This is a genomic window from Anaerovirgula multivorans (assembly GCF_900188145.1).
GTDB lineage: Bacteria > Bacillota > Clostridia > Peptostreptococcales > Natronincolaceae > Anaerovirgula > Anaerovirgula multivorans.
On the sequence record NZ_FZOJ01000023.1, the window covers coordinates 1 to 21,498 of the forward strand.

The window sequence follows — 21,498 nt, forward strand, 5'->3', positions numbered from 1 at the left end:
TCCAGTGTTTGTTCATAAGGGAAATGTTTTTTTGTAAAAATAAATTGGTAAATTTATCTAGTTGTAGATTTACTAGCACATGAAGTTAAATTATACAGTTTTTTCCTTGAGATTCTATAAATAAAATGTCCTTATGAAAAACCTTTAAGATATAGTTTTTCATTTCAAATCCCACTACTTTCTCTTTGTAAGTCTCCTTCGTAATTCCTCTTATTAATCTATCTGAGATTTCTACTACATCTTCCTTCTTATATGGCTTTTCAATAAAATCATAACAGTGGTATTGCTTAAAGGCTTCAAGCTGATAATAGACATGGGTAGTAACGAACACCATATAGGTTAATTCATATTGAGGGATAGCACGAATCTTCTCCGCAATCTTCAAGCCTGTTGTGTCAGGCAGTTCTATATCTAGAAAAAATAGTCCGATTACTTCTTCCTTTAGTGTTTTCATCGCTCTTTCTCCAGTATCAGCTTCATATATTCTTACATCGTTATTTACATTCTTGAGCAGCCTAACTAGATTTTTTCTTTCCACTTGATTGTCTTCAACCACAAGAATATTTAACATTGTAATTCCCCTATATTTGATAAATTTTTATGTCTATTTACATTTTATTTTACTCTAACAAAACATTATCATAATATAGCGCTAATTCGTATAAAAAATCGATAAATGGCCAAATATATCGGTCAACTGCTTTAGCAATACTTATTAAAATTACAAAAAAGAGCATCCTTCTTGATATACTCCCTTCCAACCTTATTTTATAAAATACTAAAGATAATTTAGGCGATTTAGTCTTCTGTCAAGAAAAAGGACAACCTAAACTCGAATTATTTTTCATGAATTAATTATATTGCTGTTTGTACTTCAAAATCGTGTGGGGATATCATATTGCAATATCCATGGATTCTGGTAGTATTTTAAAAAGTCTCAACATACTCAAATATTAATTCGTGGGCATGCTTAAGATGCTTAATTACAAAGCGATTAAGTCATTCTCTCTTGATTAGTACATGAAATGATTCAATACATGCATTGTCCCAAGGAGTTCTTTTTCTTGAATAACTTCTGATAAACTTGTCAGTTGGTGTTTCTTCAAGATAAGCTTTTGATACATATTGACAGCCGTGATCGCTCTGACTTTATCCCTATGCATTTTATTTGACACGATATTTATCGGAAGAGGGATAGGAAGCGAGGGGTTAGCAGTATTAAATATTGCTCTACATGTATTCAATATTTTTATTGCATCAGGTTTGCTATTAGGAATTGGTAGAGCTATTACTTTCTCTATTGATTTGGGAGGAAAAAAAGTAGAGAGTGCGCGATGCATTTTTACTCTAACAGGGCTTAAAGAAGCCATACAGGCTATTTACCCCCATTCTGAGATTCAAAGATGCATTATCCATCAACTGAGAAATTCTTTTAAATATATATCCTATAAAGACTTAAAAGAGTTTTCAAAGGACTTTAAAATCGTATATACAGCCATTAACGAACAACAACATCTGGAGAATCTTCATGCTGTAAAAGATAAATGGGAAGAAAAATACCCCTATGCCCTTAAAAGCTGGGAGAGTGCAACTGGGATGTGCTAAGTCCATTTTTCAAGTTTCCTTCAGAGATTAAAAAAACCATCTATACTACTAACATTATCGAAGGGCTCCATAGGCAGTTTAATCAAAGTCTATCTTTCCTAGCAATGAGGCTCTAGAAAAGATGCTCTATTTGTCCAGTAGAAATACGAAAAATAAATGGACCCAACGATATCGTAATTGGGACCAAGTTTTAAACCAACTATTGGTCATCTTTGAGGGAAGACTAGAGAAATACATCTAAAAAATTTCTAAACCAGTCTCCCTAGACCCAAAGAATGACCTTACATAAACCAGAGAGAGACAATACTCCCATTATAAAAATTATTGCCAAAACTATTCAATATCATGCATAAATCTGGATGGTTTTGGCAAGTATATAACCATAAAATTTATTAATAGTCTATTAATTCTTACATAGAAATGAGCTTATCTTTTAAAATACACAAAAGTATTTACACCCTCTAAGAAAACCTTTGAACACTAATGTAATTTCCTAATAATTATAAAAAAGCAGTAAGATATTTATTATCTCACTACTATGTCTGTTTTATAGGTTTTTCCTTCGAAGTTTATCTTATTCTACATTACTTCTTATTCCGATATAGGATTTCTGGATATATCTAATTCTTTTAATTGTTTTAGATTTGCAATAGGATCTATATTTTTGATATTATTGGAACTCACATTCAACTCTACTAAATTTTCTGCATTTTTCAAAGAAGAGATATCTTCTATTTTGTTATCCATAAGATATAAATATTTAATTTGTTTTAGACTCTCCATCCAAAATATATTATCAATTTCACAGTTGATTAATCCCAGTTCTTCAAGGGTATTTAAGTTTTGCAATTCTTCAACATGTACTAGTGTTCCATTTGATAGATACAATCTTTTTAATTTAGTTAAATCTTTTAAATATGAAACATCCATTGCCCCAACAGGATTAATAACAAGTTCTTCTAACTCCTTAAGAGTTTGAATCCTATAGCCGTTATTTATTTCTTCAGCACGAATATATAGATTTTGAATTGGGTAAGATTCTTGTAACCCTATCATATCTAGTGATTGATCAGTAATTATCGATAGAGTTACAAGGTTTTCATATATACTATTACTATTGAGAGTTAACGGATATTTACTTTCAATTCTAAGTATTCTTAAGGACTCTAACCCTTCTATTTCATTTAATTGCCGTGTATTGACATTTTGCAAAAATAAAGTATTCAAATTTTTCATAAGTAATAATTCATTAAACTCTCTAAGGCTAGTACCTTTGATCGTAATACTACTCACCTTATCTAAATCATCCATTGTAATTATCCCATGTTGCTTGTTTATTGCTCTTCTTACTGCTATTTCAATTTCATTTTCTTTAAATTCAATACCCCTGTCCTTTGAATTAATCTGACAACTTGATTGAAGTATTGTTACCATTATTATTATCAAAAAAATAATACATTTTTTCTTCATAGAATCCACCTCAATTCTATTCTAACTTACATAAATTAAATATTAGCATCCTTTTATTATTTAATATTCCATAATAAAAACTGCATTTCAACAAATAAAAGTTATGTTGTTTTTTGCAAATTCAAGTTTTAAAATCAATCCCTCTTATTTGAATAGAGGGATTGATTTTTTTATCTTCAACTAACTAGTATAGGTTCCATTTTCTTGACCAGCTTTCAACTTTTCTATAATATGTAGTAGTACCTACCTGTGAGCTCATAGAAAATCCAACTCCTAACAATTCTGACCCAAATTCTATACCAGCTGATGTAGAAGTATTTACTGCAACTTCAATAGTTCCTCTAGCCCTTACATCAATGGAGATTCCATCATGTGATGTTTGTATATAACTCTCACTCCATGTATACGTACCTGAACCAGTTGCACCAGTCCATTCTGCCTCAATACTAACGATTTGTCTAAAACTACCTTTTGAGTGAACTTAGTGGAGTGAACTTAGGGACGGTTCTTGAATTGAATTAATTTCCTTTTAAGAGTGAACTTAGGGACGGTTCTTGAATTGAATTAATTTCCTTTTAATATCTTACATACCATTGATTGGGATATTCCTCCTACCAGTTCTCCAATTTCCTTTAATGTTAAACATGAGTTCCTTCTTAACTTTATTATCATCTCTCTTCTCAACTCTTTATCCTTCGCTAAATCATCCTTGCCCTTTTTTAAGTTATTCAATTTATTTTGCAAAAATTTTTCTGCCACTTCCAAAGATTCGATATAATCTATACTTTCTCTTCTTAAAATCACCTTATCCTCTTCTACATCCAATACTGCTTCCTTGGCCTCATACTTTAAAACGTAATTGTAATACTTTTCTACTGCCGTTTTTCTGCTACTAGAAAACATCCCAAGTATTCTTTCGGTATCTACTAACTCTTTCTGACTGTTTTCTCTTAGTAAATAATCATTAAAACTACTCCATTTATATTCTTCCGGCAATTCGACCATTTTAGCTTTTACAGGATTATTATGTATATATGCACTAACCGAAAGTAGATAGCTATCTTCCTGTATAATCTCACTTTTGAAGCGATCCTGAAACAGATGTCCGACTCTTTTGTATGCATGATTGAAGTAATATGCATAACTTACATTAATACTTTTCATTATTCTGGATATATCATTTCCATTATCCTCAACTAGTAGATGCACATGATTGTCCATAAGACAATAGGCTTCTAACTTGAAATTATATTTCTCCTTCATTCTTTCAAGAGTGTCTAGAAACCTTACCTTGTCATCATCAGATAGAAAAATGTTTTTGCGCTCATTTCCTCGCTGGATAATATGATATATTTGATTTTCAGCTTTGATTCTAGCAACTCTTGGCATAAATTTCACTCCATTTCCTTTGATTATACAATTATTTTATCAAAGAATTTCATTCAACTCAAGAACCGTCCCTAAATTTCTATAAATATTATCATTTGGTTATTTCTTAGTTTCATTTTTTATTCTTTCTAAATCTTCAATTGTAAGTGTTAAATCATTTTTTTCGTTGACACTTATAAGCTGTTCATTCTCTACAGTACTCTTTGTTTTTACAGTATCTTCTTCATAGCTATAACAAGCTTGAATAGGATTTAATAAAGTTGCAGGACTATTTTCATAAGTACTAAGAAACATTACATATTTTTTACCCTCTACAAATTTTACATTATCCTCTTCATTCTCTACTTTATAAACCATAGTCTTACTTTCTCCACCTATTTGCTTTACCTCTATTGTTTCACCAGGTTTAACATCTCCTTTGTAAGTATTGCTGACTTTAACAGTGTATACAGTATAAACTCTGATAGAAGGTGGTGTATCCTTACTTGGATTCATTCGATCATCAATTTCTCCTTCAACTCCTAAATCCACTTTCGTCCGATCATCAATTTCTTCAACTCTTGAATCTACTATTGTCCCTTCAATAACTGTAGTTGCTCTTTCAGCTAAAGCATCTATACTTGGATAATACGGATAATCTGCATGCACAACTGTGATTAATTTTTCTTCTTGTTTAACATTTGTATTTTGTGTTGAACATCCAATTAATGTTAGAATCATATTGCAGCATATTATAATTATTAATAATTTATTTGTTTTCATTATAAACCTCCTTAAACTATTCTATATTATTTTAGTACTTAGCTTTAACGTGAATTATATCATAAGTTTGTGGTTTGGTCATAGTATTTCTATTTCTAGAGTATTTCATAATAGAAGAACTTGTTGTATTGGGATTATCAGCTAACCATATGGTATGACCTAATTCATGCACAAAAACACTCTGTATAAAATTAGACAAATTTGTTGCATCTTCAGAAATAGTTCTTGAATTTAATTGAATTTCGAATTTTGTCAATTCATCTCCTTTATAGGTGCTAAAACATTTTCCATAGGCATCATAATCATATTGACCAGCAGCTACAGTATTATCAGATAAACTAACTTTATTAAACGTTATTTTCGCTTCATCATTATTCCAATTTGAAATAGCAGTATCCATGGGTGTCTGCCACGTGCTATTGTAACTATACGGTCTAATTGGTATTACTGAAGTTGGCCATCCACAAGATTTATAAAAAGACGAATCGATGATTGAAACTGCTGTTGTTTTAAGATTGTTAGTTAAATTAGTTTCTTTAGGAACAATGCTGTTATTTTTATTAGCATGTATTGCCAAACTGTAATAGCCGCCTTCTGCAAATGTAAGTGTAAAGCGGCCTGTTGCCGTGTAACCAACATCTAAACTTGGAATTGAAGAAGTATATATTTCTGTACCAAATAAATGAAGATGAATAGGTATAGATCCATTAGCCCTTCCTGTGCCTTCGTTTGATATAGTAAATATGAAATCTACACCTTTTTCTATCTCAAAATCCCTTGCATTAGAAACAGTTTTAAATGAGGAAACATTAAGATCAGGAACTCCTTGCCAAGTGAAATTTCCTTTATCTTCGTTGTTGTTTTCATTAGATTCAGATATTTCATTAAATGGATCGGCCTTAACTTTAATTTCATGAGTACCTTCTGGAATACCGTCTAGAGATATTCCTCCAGTATATGTATATCCTGCTTGAATAGTACCTACAGTTATAGTGCCCACATGAATAGTATTATAATAAATACCTACTTTTGTATTCCATGGTGTTGAAGTTCCACCGTGATTTGCTATTGTGTATTCAAAATAAGCTGTTTCTCCGACTTTAAAAGGATACGTTACCCCGGGTTTTTCTCTTAGATTAGTTATGTTCAAATCCGGTAAAGTAGAACTTGTTGACATTGAAGTGCTTTTATATACACTATCTGTTACTGTAATATCTTCGGTTAAGCTATTATCACTCACTATAATACTTTTCACAGAAAGTTCATTCGTTAACTTATCTATAGGTTCTTCTATTTTAATAGTTGGACCAGTAATTTTAATTGTATTCGGATCTATATTATTTTCTTCGTAAGAATTTGTATCAGTAAAAATAATATTATCATCCATTTCAAATACAGAAACATCATGCTGCAAGGCATAACTAAAACCTGTAATTATTAAAACTAAGATTGAAAAAACAGCAATTACTTTAAACTTTTTCACAAATATCCCTCACTTTCCCAAAATAGTATTAATAGAATTGAAAAAACATCAATCATTATGCATTTGTAAACTTCTTATATATAGTCATTCCATCCACACTAATCATTGAAGTTTGATTTATTATTCACATTATCTTTGAACTTGCAAGATTGGCTAAAGCTTATTTTATCAGGTTATTCTCTTGCTCTATTCATCACCATTTCTCCTTTACTTTTTTTTATTAATTTCATCTGAAAACATCTTTGTTTTTAATTAAAATCGTTATTTATTTTCCTTTCATGTGAAGCGTGAAGGAAATAAAACACATTTGCGTTGTGGACTTCCAACCATGAATTCGTCTGCCCCAAAATGAAATGGGTTACTATAGGATGATCCTTGGAAAATTACAAAAAATCCTGAAAATTCAAATCGGCTACCTCTCTATAACCTTTTTAATAAGTTTCACAATTACTTAATTACTCTGTTTTAGTCATCTAAAGTTTGTACAAATAGAATAGATGTAATCTCAATATATTCCCAATTGAAGATAGGGGAAAACATTGAAAGTTATGCTAGTTTCCTTGCTTAGTTTAACAGAAATAATATAGATTAAATTAATATTAAAACTAACTATCTGTTTAAGCTTTCCGAGGACTGTTGCAGATACCTTTTCAGCCACTATTTTTTCGGAGAATCTCGAGGAATTTTATCCATTTTATCTCACCTCTCATGCCTGCTAATTTTAATCTTCTGCCTTTTCCCCTTAGAAAATCTAGCTTGTACTCAAGTACACCTCCAATATATCATAATTTTTTGACTTTTCAATAGAATTGTAACGAAACAGGAGTGAAACGTAATGAAATGGGGAATAAAACTTTTTCGTTACCTTTTACCCCTGTTTCGTTACATTTGGATTGTATATTTTTTCCATCCATGCTATCATTCAACTTAGTTAAAAAAGTTAGAGGTGATTGAAAATGCATAGTCTTATCGATATTTTTGCCTATAAAATTTATAAAGAAAAGCTTTTGTCTCATGGTGATATTCGTAAAATGAAATATGCTATGAGAGTGATTTGGAATGAATTTACGAAATTTATCATATTACTGTTGTTTTTCTTTACATTAAATAAAGCATCTTTGTTCTTCTTCAGTCTTGCTCTACTATTGTCAATTCGTTTATTTTCTGGGGGACTACACTTTCAAAGTGGGTTGTTATGCTTTGTGGTGAGTTTTGGCTTCTTCTCCTTAGCCATTTTGATTCTGCCTCACCTATTCACAATGACAATCTCTAAAGCTCTTATCCTCACTCTGATTAGCATCATACTTATTTATGATCATTCTCCTCAACCCTCTAGCTTTCGACCTATACTAAATAAAAAAAGAAAAAGAATGCTAAGATATTTATCCCTTTTCTCTACACTACTGTGGACTTTCATTTTATTTAAATTTGTCTTGGCATATAACCATAACTTTTTTGAATGCGGCATATGGACAATCTGTTTGCAAGCATTCCAATTATTTATAGGAAGGGGGGAAACCCATGAAGAACAATAGTTCCATATTTAAAATAGCTTTATTTTCTATTGCATCTATGTTTGTACTTGCTTCAGACTTAGTTGCTTATTCAGGTTCAGTACTGTTTTGGGGGGAGCCAAAATGTCCTAAGAATTTATTAAAGTAATATTTTGAAAGCTGTACACCTTCCATCAAAGGAAAGCTCTATGGTTCCTTGATAATAATCAACAATTTTTCTAACATTGTATAGACCATAACCCCTGTGCTTTCCTTTTTTTGTAGAAAAACCTCTTTCAAAAATACGATGAATATCTTCTTGTTGAATTACTCCTCCTGTATTTTTCACTTCTATTACTTTGAGATTTTCTGCTGTTCCAAGTATTATAGTTATTCTACGTGGATTGTGGCTACTGTTATTTTCAATTGCCTCAATAGCATTATCCAACAGATTCCCCAACAACTCAACAAGTTCATGTTTCTCTAATGGATATTCTGGTATTTCATTTTGAAATTCTACATCAAAAGAAATATCTCTTTCTTCTGCCAGAGACTTCTTACTATTAATGATTGCACTTATGATGGGGTCTTTTATATTCAGTAACTGATCAGTAGACTTGATTCCTTCGATCACCGCTTCTAAATACTGACCAATTTCTTTTTTTGCCTGTTGACTATTTTCAATTTGTGCTAGACCATAAAGAGCATTGAGATGATTTTTAAAATCATGCTGTTTTTGCCTTATTTCATGTACCATATTTGTTAGAAACAGCATGTATTTTTCATGGATATGTATGATTTCTTGCTGCTCTTTGATATGTATTGACTGATATAAAAAAAATATATTTAATCCTTCCCAAATGACAATTGCTACTAACAGATAGGCTATATGTTGCCATACAAAATCTTTATCCATTTCCCACAAGTACATGAGTAACAGAACGATTCCGACAATATTTACAATAATTGTTATCATATGATTTCGGTATTTTAAATAATATTTCCTTATTCTATCAAATTTAATAAATTTATGTATAACAATACATACTATAAGAGTGGTTATATTGATGATAAATCCATTAAGCAATGAGTAGCTCATAGACTTCATTAAATATGCTAAAATGGAAGTAAAAAGAAATTGAATACTAGCAACTATGATAATCACAGTTAAAAACTGTAAAATTCCTTCTTTGATAGATATTTGAAATAGAAATATAACCATGGCACACAATACTAATAGGTTGATGATGAATCCAATGTCAACACTATATACATTCAATACTGCTGCTATTCCTGCTATACCAGCAATAGCTAGACACCATCTTATTTTATGGACATTTAGCTCACTATTTAATTTACTCCATACCAACAATATCGCTAGAATCTCTAATGCTGAAAGGATAAATATTTCGTACCATTCCATAGAATTCCTCCTCCATTCTACATTCTAACAAGAAATTTTCTTTGAAAATTCTCTTTTATACTTGTCACTTATATAAGCAAGTGAAGTATAGTCTTTAAAATGCACTATCCAGGAGTTCTTTTCATTCTTTTCTATTAGATGGACATTTTCAAGATTAATTATATAGGATTTATGGGTTTGCATAAAATGAGGAGCTTCTATTTTTTCCAATGCTTTTTTCATTGACATATTAGGAATAGTATATTGACTATTTTTTGTATAAACTATACAATTTCTTCCTTGGGATTCGATAAATAAAATGTCTTTAAGAGCAATCTTTAAGATGCAGTTTTTAATCTCAAATCCCACTACCTTCTCTTTGTTAGTATCTTTGGTGATTCCTCTTATCAATCTATCTGAGATTTCTACTACATCTTCCTTCTTATATGGCTTTTCAATAAAATCATAACAGTGGTATTGCTTAAAGGCTTCAAGCTGATAATAGACATGGGTAGTAATGAACACCATATAGGTTAATTCATATTGAGGGATAGCACGAATCTTCTCCGCAATCTTCAAGCCTGTTGTGTCAGGTAGTTCTATATCTAGAAAGAATAGTCCGATTACTTCTTCCTTTAGTATTTTTATCGCTTCTTCTCCAGTATCAGCTTCATATATTCTTACATCGTTATTTACATTCTTGAGCAGCCTAACTAGATTTTTTCTTTCCACTTGATTGTCTTCGACCACAAGAATATTTAACATTGTAATTCTCCTATATTTGATAAATTTTTATGTCTATTTACATTTCTAATAGACCTTAACAAAACATTATCATAATATAGGGGTAATTCGTATAGAAAATCGATAAATGATTAAATTTATCGGCCAACTGTTGTAGCGATGCCTGCTAAAATTATAAAAGAGAGCATATCATGATTTTTCATATGCTCTCTCTGTTTAATCTTTTTAAAGACTATTGCAGATAAAATGAAACTTAATTCATAAGTAGACAACCGAAAGTTTGGTTTCTAACTTTCGTATTGTTCACTTAGTTTGTTTATCTATAAGCAGATAACCAAAATCTTTGATTTTGTGTTAGTCGCTTAGTTTGTTTATCTAGAAGAATCGGGAATCTTAGCAATACACCGAAGGATAAATTAAATTTCTAGTCAGCGTAGGACGACTCTCAAATTCAATTTGTCGCTGAAATTTTCAAAGCACAGGATACTTCTAATCTTTTGTTGTAGAATCGGTGATTATAAACTTTTGAGAAAAAAGAGTAACAGTATTTCTACCCTCTTTCCAAGCTAAATGTAATGATTCAGAATCATATTCTTGTTGAGGGTTTGGTATAGCAACAAAATAGAAGGGTTTATCTGGTGTAATATTTATGTTGGAAAGTGTCACCTGGACTACAGTTTCTGCATAAGGAGCTAGCGATAAAATATGATCAGAACTATATGCATTTGTTATCACTTCACCTTCTGAGATTACACCAATCCAGTAATCTGTCTCAAATGGAGAGGAATTGTAAAGGTAAAGATTGTAAGTAGATAGTGAATCTTGGCATACTTCGTTATTCTGTCGTATTTCAAACGGTGGCTGCATTTGTGCAGGAAAAGCAACGAACTCGATAGAGCGATTAATAGATGCCAATAATGCTGTACTATCAGCAATTGAAACCTTTAATTGAGGCTGATTAATATTTGAACTTGGATCCCCTTCTGATTTATAAATCGTAAAGCGTATATCCTCCTCAGAGGTTAAAAATTTTCGTGGTGATTCGTAAATTTTTTCAATGATAAACATACCAAAGTGATGTCCAGTGTTCACTCTGGAAAAATCAATATGCGTGGAAGCTTCACCGCTTTCTGCCGAAAGTAAAAGCGCCTTTGATTCCACATCATCTTCCGATAGATCATACTGTAATCCATCTATGAGTAACATGAGCTTATAACCTACAACTTCTGTATCAGTGTCCTTAATCACTAATCTATACTCTTCACTGCTGTCGTATATAATATCTTTTGAAGGTACAAGCTCCCCCCGATGATTCAACATCTCGAGTTCGAAAGTACTATCATTATAAATAGTATCATTTATTGTTTCTAGCTTAGTTTTTTGATTGTAAGGCAAAGGAATATGATTTTGACATCCACTTATGAAAAATATTATAATAAAGCCCAATGTAAGTTTTAGAATGTACCTTTTCTTTTTAGAGGAATAAAGCATATATAGAACTCCTTTCTCTCGATAGACTATATTTGTTACTTTACATACGTTCAACACAAGTGGAATTTACATTCAAAGCTGCAATCATCTGTTTAAGCTTTCCAAGGACTGTTGCAAATATTTTTTTCAGTCGTCACTTTTTGGGAGAATCTCGAGGAATCTTGTCCATAATATCTTACCTTCTTTTCCTACCAATTGAAACCTTTTGCCTCGTCAATTAGAAAGTTTAGCTTGTACTTAAGTACACTTTCAATATATCATGATTTTTTGACTTTTCAATAGGATTGTAATGAAACAGGGGTAAAAGGTAATAAAAAAGGGGTAAAACTTTTTCATTACTTTTTACCCCCTTTTCGTTACATTGGAGTTGTGTATTATTTCAAATTATACATTCTGCTATGCTTCACCTTAAAATAGTTGCAAACCTATTGAAAATCTATAGTTTTATTGACATTTCCAGCTACAAGATTTATAAAAAAAACTTTTGCCTTCTGGTAATATCCACCAAATAAAATATTTTACAATCTGCTTCAAACAAAAAAGAGTATCCTTTTAATAAAATGTCCTTTGACATAGGCTCCATTTTATAAGGACTACTCTTTTTTTCTAACTTAGTGTATTCTCAAATGTAATATCGACTATCTCACTGCTATATCTCTACGATAGGTTTTTCCTTCAAAATTTATTTTTTCTACATTTTCATAGGCTTGTTTTCTTGCGGTTTCTATATCTTCTGCCCAAGCGGTGACACCCAGCACTCTACCACCATTTGTGACTAGTTTACCATTTTTCATAGCAGTGCCCGCATGAAAAACTACGGTATTGTCTCCAATATTCTCTAGCCCAGAAATTTCTTTTCCTTTTTCATAATCTCCAGGATAACCACCAGATGCCAGTACGACACATACTACACCTTTTTTATTCCATTGAATGTCTATGTTAGAAAGCTTCTGCTGTAGCATAGCATTAAATATTTCCATCAAATCTGTTTCTAGTCTTGGCAACACCACTTGGGTTTCAGGATCTCCAAACCTTACATTGTACTCTAGTACCTTTGGACCTTCTTTTGTAATCATTAGTCCGATAAATAATATTCCCTTAAAATCCATATTTTCTTCCTGGATACCCTTTAGAGTTGGTTGCAAGATATTTTTTTCTACAATCTTTGCAATCTCTTCTGTATAAACGTAGTTAGGAGAATAGGTTCCCATTCCTCCGGTGTTAGGCCCTTGATCTCCGTCATAGATTCTCTTATGATCTTGGCTGCTTACCATGGGTACGATGGTTTTGCCATCTACAAAACATAGAATGGAGGTTTCTATCCCCTCTAAAAACTCTTCAATCACTACTTTGTCCCCCGCTGTTCCAAAAACCCTGTTTAGTAAAATATCCACCAGTGCTTTTTCTGCCTCTTCTTGATTTTCACAGATCAAAACCCCTTTTCCAGCTGCCAAGCCATCGGCTTTAATGACTACTGGGAAGCTGTATTTCTGGAGTGTTTTCACTGCTTCATCATAGGAATTTACTTCATTATATGCTGCCGCAGGGATGTTGTATTTCTTCATGAAGTCCTTAGCAAAGGCCTTGCTTCCCTCTAATTGAGCGGCTGCCTTAGCAGGACCAATGATGTTTAACCCTGATTTTTGAAAGGCATCTACAATTCCTGACACTAAAGGAACCTCCGGACCGACGATCGTCATATCTATAGACATTTCCCGGGAAAAATCTACAAGCTTTTCTATATCCTCTGAGGAAACATCAATATTTTTTGATATTTCTCCTATTCCTGGATTACCAGGAGCACAGTAGATCTCACTTACTTGTGGGCTTTGGCTTAGTTTCCACACAATTGTATGCTCTCGACCGCCATTACCGACTACTAATATCTTCATTGTTTCACCCCTCGTTAACCAACTTTGTTGGTAGAATATAAAGCCATGAAATGTTATAGTAGAATTTAACAAAGCCTTTTTCTTAGTGTTTAAAATGCCTCATGCCTGTAAAGACCATAGCAATTCCCGTCTCATTACATGCTTCAATGGAAGCTTCATCATTCATAGAACCACCCGGTTGAATAATGGCTCTGATTCCTGCCTTTGCTGCTTCTTCAACACAATCACTAAAAGGGAAGAAAGCATCAGAGGCCAACACGCTGCCCTCTAAATTATGCTCACCGTTTCTTATAGCATTCTGCAATGCCCAGATTCTACTGGTTTGTCCAGGACCTACTGCGAGAGTTTGTTTGTTTTTTACTAAGACGATAGCATTAGACTTCACATGTTTAACAATCTTAAAGGCAAAAAGTAAATCTTCCATATCTTCCTCTGTTGGCTTTGCAGTTGTCACTACTTCTGTTTTATCTAGCAGGCCACTATTAACATCTTGAATTAGTAACCCACCAGCCACCTTTTTCATATCTAAAGCCTTAGCATTCTTCATTTTGATATCTGCTAGTTTAATGAGTCTAAGATTTTTCTTTCCAGCAAATATTGATAAAGCTTCTTCTGTAAAGTCTGGTGCAATAACGACTTCTAAAAACACATTCTTCATTTTTTCTGCTGTTCTGCCGTCGATAATCTCATTGGCTGCGATGATTCCGCCAAAGATTGAAATGGGATCTGCCTCAAACGCTTTGTTATAAGCCTCATAAATATTTGCTGCAGATGCTACTCCACAGGGGTTTGTGTGTTTAACAGCTACTACTGTGGGCTCTTCAAATTCCTTTAATAGTTCTAATGCACCGTTGGTATCGTTAATGTTATTAAAAGATAACTCTTTCCCCTGTAACTGAATGCCTTCTACTAAGGTGCCTAGCTGCTTGCCTATCTCCTTATAAAAAACAGCTTTTTGATGAGGATTTTCGCCATAACGTAAGTCTTGAATTTTTTCATAGGTAACGGTAATCACATTTTCAAAGGAGTCTTTATCTTTACCAAGATAAGAAGCAATCAATGCATCATAATGACTGGTATGCTGAAATACTTTAAGTGCTAAATCATATCTAGTTTCAAAGGTTGTGTCTCCCTTTTCTTGGATTTCCTCTAGCACACTTTCATAATCCTTCGGATCTGTCACTACAGTTACAAACTTATGATTTTTTGCAGCAGACCTAAGCATAGTAGGACCACCAATATCTATGTTTTCAATAGCATCCTCCATTGTAACGCCTTCTTTTAATATGGTTTCCTTGAAGGGATATAGATTGATAATAACTAAATCAATAAGTGTAATCTTTAATTCCTCTAAAGTCTTTTGATGAGCTTGATTGTCTCTTATAGCCAATATGCCTCCATGTACCACTGGGTGCAGTGTTTTTACTCTGCCATCCAAACACTCTGGAAAACCAGTTACCTCTGAAACATCTATTGCATTCACTCCAGATTCTTTCAATAGTTTAGCAGTTCCACCGGTTGATAAGATTTCTATTTCCAGCTTTGCTAGTTCCTTAGCAAAATCTACAATACCACTTTTATCTGACACACTAATCAGTGCTCTTTTTATCACTTAATCACCCCATCTTTAATTATTTTTCGGAACGACGAGGACGTCGTCATACTTTGTGAGAATTGTCACCCTACGGGTAGCCAAATAATATGACAAATGAAATGTCCACGTGACTTATTCTCTGTTGATCTTTACTCGATTCCCTACAACCTCCAACCTTCCTTCCGCAAACAGCTTTACTGCCTGAGGAAGAAGTCTATGCTCCACCTGCAATACCTTTTGCTGTAAACCCTTAGTATCATCTTCAAAATCCACTACTACTGCTTCCTGAAGAATAATCGGTCCTCCATCTGTCACTTCGTTAACAAAATGCACTGTTGCACCAGTGACTTTTACACCTCTCTCCAATGCTGCTTCATGAACCTTTTCTCCATAGTACCCGTCCCCACAAAAGCTAGGTATAAGGGATGGATGGATGTTGATGATTCTATTTCTATATTTCTGTATAATCATATCTGGTACGATAGCTAGATATCCTGCTAATACAATCAAATCTATATTGTTTTTCTCTAGTGCCTCCAATAGTGCAGCGTCCCTTTTTTCTCGAAATCCATAGGTGCTTTTTTCTAACACAATGGTTTTTATTCCATGGGCTTTTGCTCTTGCTATTCCAAGAACGTCTTTTTTATTGGATATTACTAAGGCAATTTCTCCCTCTATATAGCCTGCTTCAACAGCATCGATTAAAGCTTGTAAATTGGTGCCTCCACCGGATATGAGAACAGCAATTTTTATTCCTGCCATAATACCACCTGTTTTTTCCCATTTTGGATTTTACCAATTTTATAGGACTTTTCTCCTGATGCCTTCAGGATATTCATGACACTTTCTGCATCTTCCTCAGATACAATCAACATCATACCAATACCCATATTGAAAGTTTTGAACATTTCCTCTTCTTCAATGCCTCCCAGGCTTTGTATTAATTTAAATATTTCAGGTACATCCCAACTCCCTAGCTGTATCGAAGCATCTACTCCTTCTGGAAGTATCCGAGGCACATTTTCATAAAATCCACCGCCAGTAATATGAGCAATCCCCTTTACTGTTACAGATTTTATGACCTCCAAGACTGGCTTCACATAGATTTTTGTGGGAGTAATCAGTTCCTCTCCTATGGTTTTCTCCAACACTTGAAAACTAGCATCTAAAGAAAGCTTCCCTTGATCTAATAGTACTTTTCTAGCTAAAGAAAATCCATTACTATGAAGTCCACTGGAGGCAATGCCAATGACTGCGTCCCCTTCTTTGATGCTTTTACCGGTGATGACCTTTGACTTATCTACGATTCCTACTGCAAAGCCTGCAATATCATACTCGCCATCTTGATAAAATCCCGGCATCTCTGCTGTTTCTCCTCCAATTAAAGCACTGCCTGCCATCTGGCAACCATCAGCAACACCCTTTACAATATCTGCTACCTTTTCTGCCTTTAGCTTTCCAGTAGCAATATAATCCAAGAAAAATAGCGGTTTTGCCCCCTGACACAATATATCATTGACACACATAGCTACACAATCCTGTCCTATGGTATCATGCTTGTCTAATAAAAATGCCAGCTTTAGCTTTGTTCCAACGCCATCAGTACCAGAAACAAGAATAGGTTCCTGGATTCCCTTTAAATCTAAGGCAAACAGTCCTCCAAATCCACCAAGATCCTCAAGCACATGTTGATTGAAGGTGCCCTTTACATGCTTCTTCATTAACTCTACTGCCCTTTGACCCTCTTCTACATCTACACCAGCTTTTTTATATGTCATATTCTCCAAGGCTACTCACCTCCTGTTAATCTTTCAAACACCTTTTTACCTTCGGTTTTTGGAACATCCATTGGGTAATCTCCGTTAAAACAGGCTAGACAAAAATGTTCCTTGGGTAATCCAGTGGAAGCTACTAAACCTGCAGGACTTATATAACCTAGACTATCGGCACCAATAGTTCTTTTAATCTGTTCCGCTGTTTTTACAGCTCCAATTAGTTGATTTCTATCAGGGGTATCAATACCAAAATAACACCCAAAAGCAACGGGAGGTGAGCTGACTCTTACATGAACCTCTTTTGCACCAACAGCTTTTACTCTTTCTACCAAACGTCTAATAGTGGTTCCCCGAACAATAGAATCATCGATCATAATAATTCTTTTCCCCTCTAGTGTCTCTCTCAAAGGGCTTAATTTTAACCTTACTGCCAATTCTCTCATCGACTGTGTTGGTTGAATAAAGGTTCTACCAATATATCTGTTTTTAATTAATCCTTCCCCGTAAGGAATGCCAGAAGCTTCAGCATAACCTATAGCAGCAGGAACAGAGGAATCTGGAACAGCGATTACCATATCTGCCTCCACTGGATGCTCCTGCGATAATATCTTACCAGCGTTTTTTCTAGCCTCATATACACTGACACCGTCTATCACACTATCAGGCCGAGCAAAGTAGATATATTCAAATATGCAAGAGGCTCTTTTCCCATTATTTCTATAATAGGTAGAGTGGATTCCATCCTTATTGATAATAACAATTTCTCCAGGCTCAATATCTCTCACTAAGGTTGCTCCCATTACATCTAAAGCACAGCTTTCAGAAGCCAACACATAGCTTTCTCCCATCTTACCTAAACAAAGGGGTCTTAGGCCCAAGGGATCCCGAACCCCTATTAGCTGTTCTTCTGTCATCAGCACTAAAGAGTAGGCCCCCTTGATTAAATCCATCGTCCTTTCAATGGCTGGAATCATGCCATCTCCGCTGTATCTAGCGATAAGATTTACGATAACCTCACTATCGATGGAGGTTTGAAAAACAACTCCCGCATCCTCCAGTCTTTCTCTTATGACTTGGGCATTGGTTAAGTTCCCATTATGAGCTAAGGAAATACTCCCACCTCTATATCTAACGACAAGGGGCTGAGCATTCTCTACATAACTTTCACCAGATGTAGAATATCTCACATGCCCTATCCCAATATGCCCCAATAGCTTTTTAAAAATATCCTCATTGAAGACGTCTGGAACTAAGCCCATTCCCTTATGATAATTACTTTTTAAACCATTGTTAACAGCTATCCCGGCACTTTCCTGCCCCCTATGCTGTAGAGCATATAAACCATAGTATAGCAGTCTAGCTGTATTCTCATCGCTATCTGTATAAATCCCCAATACACCACATTCTTCCTTTAGCTTCTCGAGATTTATTCCATGATACATGCTAATGCCCCTCTCCAAGTTTCTTCCATTTGGTTAACCGCCATGTCGATAGTTAAAGAATCATTGATTGTTACTTGAAGCTTTTCACCTGTTACTTCTCCTATGATTTCATAGGGTGCTGCCACAGTCTCCATCATATCTTTTATCTGCTGCAGCTTTTCCTTTTTCACTGATAAGATAAATCTAGACTGGCTTTCTGAAAACAGTAAAATATCTTTTCTTAAATTCGTCTCAAAAGATACATTGGCTCCTAATCTTCTACCAATACCACATTCTGCTAAGGCTACTCCTAATCCTCCTTCGCTTAAATCATGAGCGGATTGTAATAGACCTTTCTCAATAGCTTCTAAAACAAAGGCTTGAAGCTTTTTCTCTAAACCAAAGTTGATAGCAGGTACTTCTCCTTTTTCCAAACCATGAATTCTAGCTAGATACTCACTACCTCCAATTTCATCCTTTGTATTTCCTAGTAGAAGAATAACATCTCCATCTTCTTTAAACTCCATAGTACATGCCTTCTCCACATCCTCTAAAACGCCTACCATGCCAATGATAGGGGTAGGATGGATAGCATAGGTCTCAGTCTCATTATAAAAGCTTACATTTCCACTAATTACAGGGGTATCTAATTCTCTACAGGCTTCACTAATACCTAAAATACTCTCTCTAAACTGCCAGAAACGATCAGGCTTTTCAGGGCTTCCAAAGTTTAGTCCATCGGTAATAGCCAATGGCTTCGCTCCACTGCAGACAATATTTCTTGCTGCCTCAGTAACAGCAATTTTACTGCCTTCTCTAGGATCTAAATAGCAGAGTCTGCTATTACAGTCGGTGGTTAAGGCAATCCCCTTCTTACTTCCTCTAACTCGCATTACGGCTGCATCAGAACCCGGTTTTACAACTGTTGAAGTTCTAACCATATGATCATATTGTCGATAAATCCATTCCTTGCTGGCGAGGTTAGGGGACTTTAGTAATGCTAGCAATGTCTCATTATAATCCTGTGGTTCTTCTACATCGGTACTAGTAAAGTTTTTTACTTCCTTGATATAAGCTGGCATTTCATAATCCTTATAGTATTTTGGTGCACCAGAGGAATCCAAACTATCAGCAGGCATTTCTCCTGCTACCTCATCCCCCTCCATCACTCGTAAAAATCCATCATTGGTTACTTTTCCAATCACTACAGAATAGAGACCCCATTTTTCAACGATACGATTCACTTCTTCTTCTCTACCCTTTTCTACAATTAAAAGCATTCTTTCCTGTGATTCAGAAATCATTACTTCTACCGGTAACATACCTTTTTCTCTTCTGGGTATCTTTAAGACATCTATTTCCATTCCACCTTCCCCGCGGGTTGCGGTTTCACAGCAGGCAGATGTTAATCCAGCAGCTCCTAAATCTTGAATCCCTACTACACATCCAGTTTCTAATAGTTCTAAGCATGCCTCCAGCAACAGTTTTTCCATGAAGGGATCTCCAACCTGTACCGCCGAACGTTTTTCTTCTGACTCCTCTGTTAATTCTACAGAAGCAAAGCTAGCTCCTCCCATACCATCTCTTCCAGTAGCAGCACCGACATACATGATAGAATTTCCCACTCCTGAAGCGTTCCCTCTATGGATTTTATCATGTTCTATTAATCCAACACACATAGCATTTACTAAGGGATTGCCCCTATAGGATTGGTTAAAGTAAACCTCTCCTCCTACAGTTGGGATACCAATACAGTTTCCGTAGCCTGCTATGCCCTCTACAACACCCTCCAGTAAAAACTTCACTCTATCACTATTTTCTATCTCACCAAAGCGTAAAGAATTTAGCAGGGCGATAGGTCTTGCTCCCATCGCAAAGATATCTCTAATAATGCCTCCTACTCCAGTGGCAGCCCCTTGGTAGGGTTCGATTGCAGAAGGATGGTTATGGCTCTCTATTTTCATAGCTACCGCTAGATTATCACCTATATCTACGATACCGGCATTTTCTCCAGGTCCCTGTAATACCCTTTCATTGGAGGTAGGAAAATGTCTGAATAATGCCCTTGAATGCTTATAGCTACAATGCTCTGACCACATAACTCCATACATGTTCAGCTCCAATTCATTAGGCTCTCTGCCTAATACTTCTAGTATTTTGTCATACTCCTGTTTGTTCAATCCAACTGCTTTGTATCTATTTGTCATTCTTGGCACCTCCCTCTAGGTAGTCAATAATAGATTGAAATAGTTTGATACCATCGGTATTTCCCAGTAATGCTTCTCCTGCCCTCTCTGGATGCGGCATCATTCCCAATACATTTTTTCTCGCGTTACATACTCCAGCAATATTAAAAGTAGAACCATTTGGGTTTTCTTCATAGGTAAATAGCACCTGTCCATTTTCCTTCATTTTCTTTAGTGTATCTTCATCTACTACATAGTTTCCTTCTCCATGGGCAATTGGTATATCAATAACCTCTCCCACATTATAGCGACTAGTAAAAGAGGTGTTATTGTTTTCAACCTTTAACGCCACTGTATCACAAATGAATTTCAAGTTTTTATTTCTTACCAAAGCTCCAGACAGCAATCCTGCCTCTGTTAATATTTGGAACCCATTACAAATTCCCAACACTAGCTTACCCTTCTCAGCATGAAGCCTTACCTGCTCCATGGCTTTTGAAAACTGGGCTACTGCCCCACATCTAAGATAATCTCCATAGGAAAAGCCTCCCGGCAGGATAATACAGTCAAAATCCTCTAGTTCTTCTGTATCATGCCATATATATTCAACATCTTTCCCCAGTACATCCTTTAACACATGATAGCAATCTATATCGCAGTTGGAGCCAGGAAAAACAATTATTCCAAATTTCATTATGAAACCTCCTTGAGAAAACTTTTTTCTATTATTTCATACTATATGAATCACAAAGCAAGATTTTCTGTATTTTATCAGAGGATAGAACCATTGT

At 34.6% G+C, this 21,498-nt stretch carries 17 protein-coding genes and 1 pseudogene; 3 read left to right on the forward strand and 15 right to left on the reverse strand.

Going from position 1 to position 21,498, the window contains the following annotated elements:
• Nucleotides 1-85: 85 nt before the first annotated feature.
• Entirely contained in the window at nucleotides 86-571 is a 486-nt protein-coding gene (locus CHB72_RS18055) for a LytR/AlgR family response regulator transcription factor (RefSeq protein WP_089284279.1), read from the reverse strand.
• Between the two features lie 563 nt (nucleotides 572-1,134).
• Here CHB72_RS18055 and CHB72_RS27455 point away from each other — a divergent pair.
• Nucleotides 1,135-1,846: pseudogene (locus tag CHB72_RS27455) on the forward strand (transposase).
• Nucleotides 1,847-2,196: 350 nt separating this feature from the next.
• Here CHB72_RS27455 and CHB72_RS18065 read toward each other — a convergent pair.
• The 4 genes from CHB72_RS18065 to CHB72_RS18080 form a co-directional block, all read right to left on the reverse strand.
• Nucleotides 2,197-3,075 (reverse strand): leucine-rich repeat domain-containing protein, encoded by an 879-nt coding sequence (locus tag CHB72_RS18065; RefSeq protein ID WP_089284281.1) that lies wholly within the window; start codon nucleotides 3,073-3,075, stop codon nucleotides 2,197-2,199.
• Between the two features lie 564 nt (nucleotides 3,076-3,639).
• Nucleotides 3,640-4,464: an REP-associated tyrosine transposase gene (locus CHB72_RS18070; RefSeq protein ID WP_089284282.1), complete on the reverse strand. Its 825-nt coding sequence runs from the start codon at nucleotides 4,462-4,464 to the stop codon at nucleotides 3,640-3,642.
• A 99-nt stretch (nucleotides 4,465-4,563) separates the two neighbouring features.
• Nucleotides 4,564-5,226: a hypothetical protein gene (locus CHB72_RS18075; RefSeq protein WP_089284283.1), complete on the reverse strand. Its 663-nt coding sequence runs from the start codon at nucleotides 5,224-5,226 to the stop codon at nucleotides 4,564-4,566.
• Nucleotides 5,227-5,257: 31 nt separating this feature from the next.
• Nucleotides 5,258-6,709: a CARDB domain-containing protein gene (locus tag CHB72_RS18080; RefSeq protein ID WP_089284284.1), complete on the reverse strand. Its 1,452-nt coding sequence runs from the start codon at nucleotides 6,707-6,709 to the stop codon at nucleotides 5,258-5,260.
• Between the two features lie 956 nt (nucleotides 6,710-7,665).
• Here CHB72_RS18080 and CHB72_RS28125 point away from each other — a divergent pair.
• Both CHB72_RS28125 and CHB72_RS18090 read left to right on the forward strand, forming a co-directional pair.
• Entirely contained in the window at nucleotides 7,666-8,244 is a 579-nt protein-coding gene (locus CHB72_RS28125; protein WP_089284285.1) for an accessory gene regulator ArgB-like protein, read from the forward strand.
• Entirely contained in the window at nucleotides 8,231-8,371 is a 141-nt protein-coding gene (locus CHB72_RS18090) for an AgrD family cyclic lactone autoinducer peptide (protein ID WP_089284286.1), read from the forward strand. Before CHB72_RS28125 ends, CHB72_RS18090 begins: the two co-directional genes overlap by 14 nt.
• On the opposite strand, the gene CHB72_RS18095 is transcribed toward CHB72_RS18090, so the two are convergent.
• From CHB72_RS18095 to purQ, 10 genes are all read right to left on the reverse strand, one after another.
• Nucleotides 8,363-9,625 (reverse strand): sensor histidine kinase, encoded by a 1,263-nt coding sequence (locus CHB72_RS18095; protein WP_089284287.1) that lies wholly within the window; start codon nucleotides 9,623-9,625, stop codon nucleotides 8,363-8,365. The two genes, CHB72_RS18090 and CHB72_RS18095, sit on opposite strands and share 9 nt — an antisense overlap.
• Before the next feature lie 24 nt (nucleotides 9,626-9,649).
• Nucleotides 9,650-10,369 (reverse strand): LytR/AlgR family response regulator transcription factor, encoded by a 720-nt coding sequence (locus CHB72_RS18100; RefSeq protein ID WP_089284288.1) that lies wholly within the window; start codon nucleotides 10,367-10,369, stop codon nucleotides 9,650-9,652.
• 468 nt (nucleotides 10,370-10,837) lie between these two features.
• On the reverse strand, nucleotides 10,838-11,839 hold the full coding sequence (locus CHB72_RS18105) for a hypothetical protein (protein WP_089284289.1): 1,002 nt from the start codon (nucleotides 11,837-11,839) through the stop codon (nucleotides 10,838-10,840).
• Between the two features lie 638 nt (nucleotides 11,840-12,477).
• Nucleotides 12,478-13,731, reverse strand: coding sequence for a phosphoribosylamine--glycine ligase (gene purD / locus CHB72_RS18110; RefSeq protein WP_089284290.1), 1,254 nt, complete (start codon nucleotides 13,729-13,731; stop codon nucleotides 12,478-12,480).
• 82 nt (nucleotides 13,732-13,813) lie between these two features.
• Nucleotides 13,814-15,343 carry a bifunctional phosphoribosylaminoimidazolecarboxamide formyltransferase/IMP cyclohydrolase gene (purH, locus tag CHB72_RS18115; protein ID WP_089284291.1) on the reverse strand — a complete coding sequence of 510 codons (1,530 nt, stop codon included), beginning with the start codon at nucleotides 15,341-15,343 and terminating at the stop codon, nucleotides 13,814-13,816.
• A gap of 114 nt (nucleotides 15,344-15,457) precedes the next feature.
• Nucleotides 15,458-16,087 (reverse strand): phosphoribosylglycinamide formyltransferase, encoded by a 630-nt coding sequence (gene purN, locus CHB72_RS18120; RefSeq protein WP_176431460.1) that lies wholly within the window; start codon nucleotides 16,085-16,087, stop codon nucleotides 15,458-15,460.
• Complete coding sequence (purM, locus tag CHB72_RS18125) at nucleotides 16,075-17,103, reverse strand: phosphoribosylformylglycinamidine cyclo-ligase (RefSeq protein ID WP_089284341.1); 1,029 nt, start codon at nucleotides 17,101-17,103, stop codon at nucleotides 16,075-16,077. The genes purN and purM overlap by 13 nt, the downstream gene beginning before the upstream one ends.
• Before the next feature lie 11 nt (nucleotides 17,104-17,114).
• Nucleotides 17,115-18,542 carry an amidophosphoribosyltransferase gene (gene purF / locus CHB72_RS18130; protein ID WP_089284293.1) on the reverse strand — a complete coding sequence of 476 codons (1,428 nt, stop codon included), beginning with the start codon at nucleotides 18,540-18,542 and terminating at the stop codon, nucleotides 17,115-17,117.
• A complete protein-coding gene (purL, locus tag CHB72_RS18135) occupies nucleotides 18,527-20,728 on the reverse strand; it encodes a phosphoribosylformylglycinamidine synthase subunit PurL (RefSeq protein WP_089284294.1) in 2,202 nt (733 codons plus the stop codon). The genes purF and purL overlap by 16 nt, the downstream gene beginning before the upstream one ends.
• Nucleotides 20,718-21,401, reverse strand: coding sequence for a phosphoribosylformylglycinamidine synthase subunit PurQ (gene purQ / locus CHB72_RS18140; protein WP_089284295.1), 684 nt, complete (start codon nucleotides 21,399-21,401; stop codon nucleotides 20,718-20,720). The genes purL and purQ overlap by 11 nt, the downstream gene beginning before the upstream one ends.
• Nucleotides 21,402-21,498 lie beyond the last annotated feature (97 nt).

Excerpts from the sequence above, each read along its gene's own strand:
- CHB72_RS18070 (WP_089284282.1), bottom strand. The coding sequence starts at position 4,464 with ATGCCAAGAGTTGCTAGAATCAAAGCTGAAAATCAAATATATCATATT.
- purD (WP_089284290.1), bottom strand. The coding sequence starts at position 13,731 with ATGAAGATATTAGTAGTCGGTAATGGCGGTCGAGAGCATACAATTGTG.
- CHB72_RS18090 (WP_089284286.1), top strand. The coding sequence starts at position 8,231 with ATGAAGAACAATAGTTCCATATTTAAAATAGCTTTATTTTCTATTGCA.
- CHB72_RS28125 (WP_089284285.1), top strand. The coding sequence starts at position 7,666 with ATGCATAGTCTTATCGATATTTTTGCCTATAAAATTTATAAAGAAAAG.
- CHB72_RS18105 (WP_089284289.1), bottom strand. The coding sequence starts at position 11,839 with ATGCTTTATTCCTCTAAAAAGAAAAGGTACATTCTAAAACTTACATTG.
- purN (WP_176431460.1), bottom strand. The coding sequence starts at position 16,087 with ATGGCAGGAATAAAAATTGCTGTTCTCATATCCGGTGGAGGCACCAAT.
- CHB72_RS18100 (WP_089284288.1), bottom strand. The coding sequence starts at position 10,369 with ATGTTAAATATTCTTGTGGTCGAAGACAATCAAGTGGAAAGAAAAAAT.
- purL (WP_089284294.1), bottom strand. The coding sequence starts at position 20,728 with ATGACAAATAGATACAAAGCAGTTGGATTGAACAAACAGGAGTATGAC.
- CHB72_RS18095 (WP_089284287.1), bottom strand. The coding sequence starts at position 9,625 with ATGGAATGGTACGAAATATTTATCCTTTCAGCATTAGAGATTCTAGCG.
- purF (WP_089284293.1), bottom strand. The coding sequence starts at position 18,542 with ATGTATCATGGAATAAATCTCGAGAAGCTAAAGGAAGAATGTGGTGTA.
- CHB72_RS18055 (WP_089284279.1), bottom strand. The coding sequence starts at position 571 with ATGTTAAATATTCTTGTGGTTGAAGACAATCAAGTGGAAAGAAAAAAT.
- purQ (WP_089284295.1), bottom strand. The coding sequence starts at position 21,401 with ATGAAATTTGGAATAATTGTTTTTCCTGGCTCCAACTGCGATATAGAT.
- purM (WP_089284341.1), bottom strand. The coding sequence starts at position 17,103 with ATGACATATAAAAAAGCTGGTGTAGATGTAGAAGAGGGTCAAAGGGCA.
- CHB72_RS18065 (WP_089284281.1), bottom strand. The coding sequence starts at position 3,075 with ATGAAGAAAAAATGTATTATTTTTTTGATAATAATAATGGTAACAATA.
- CHB72_RS18075 (WP_089284283.1), bottom strand. The coding sequence starts at position 5,226 with ATGAAAACAAATAAATTATTAATAATTATAATATGCTGCAATATGATT.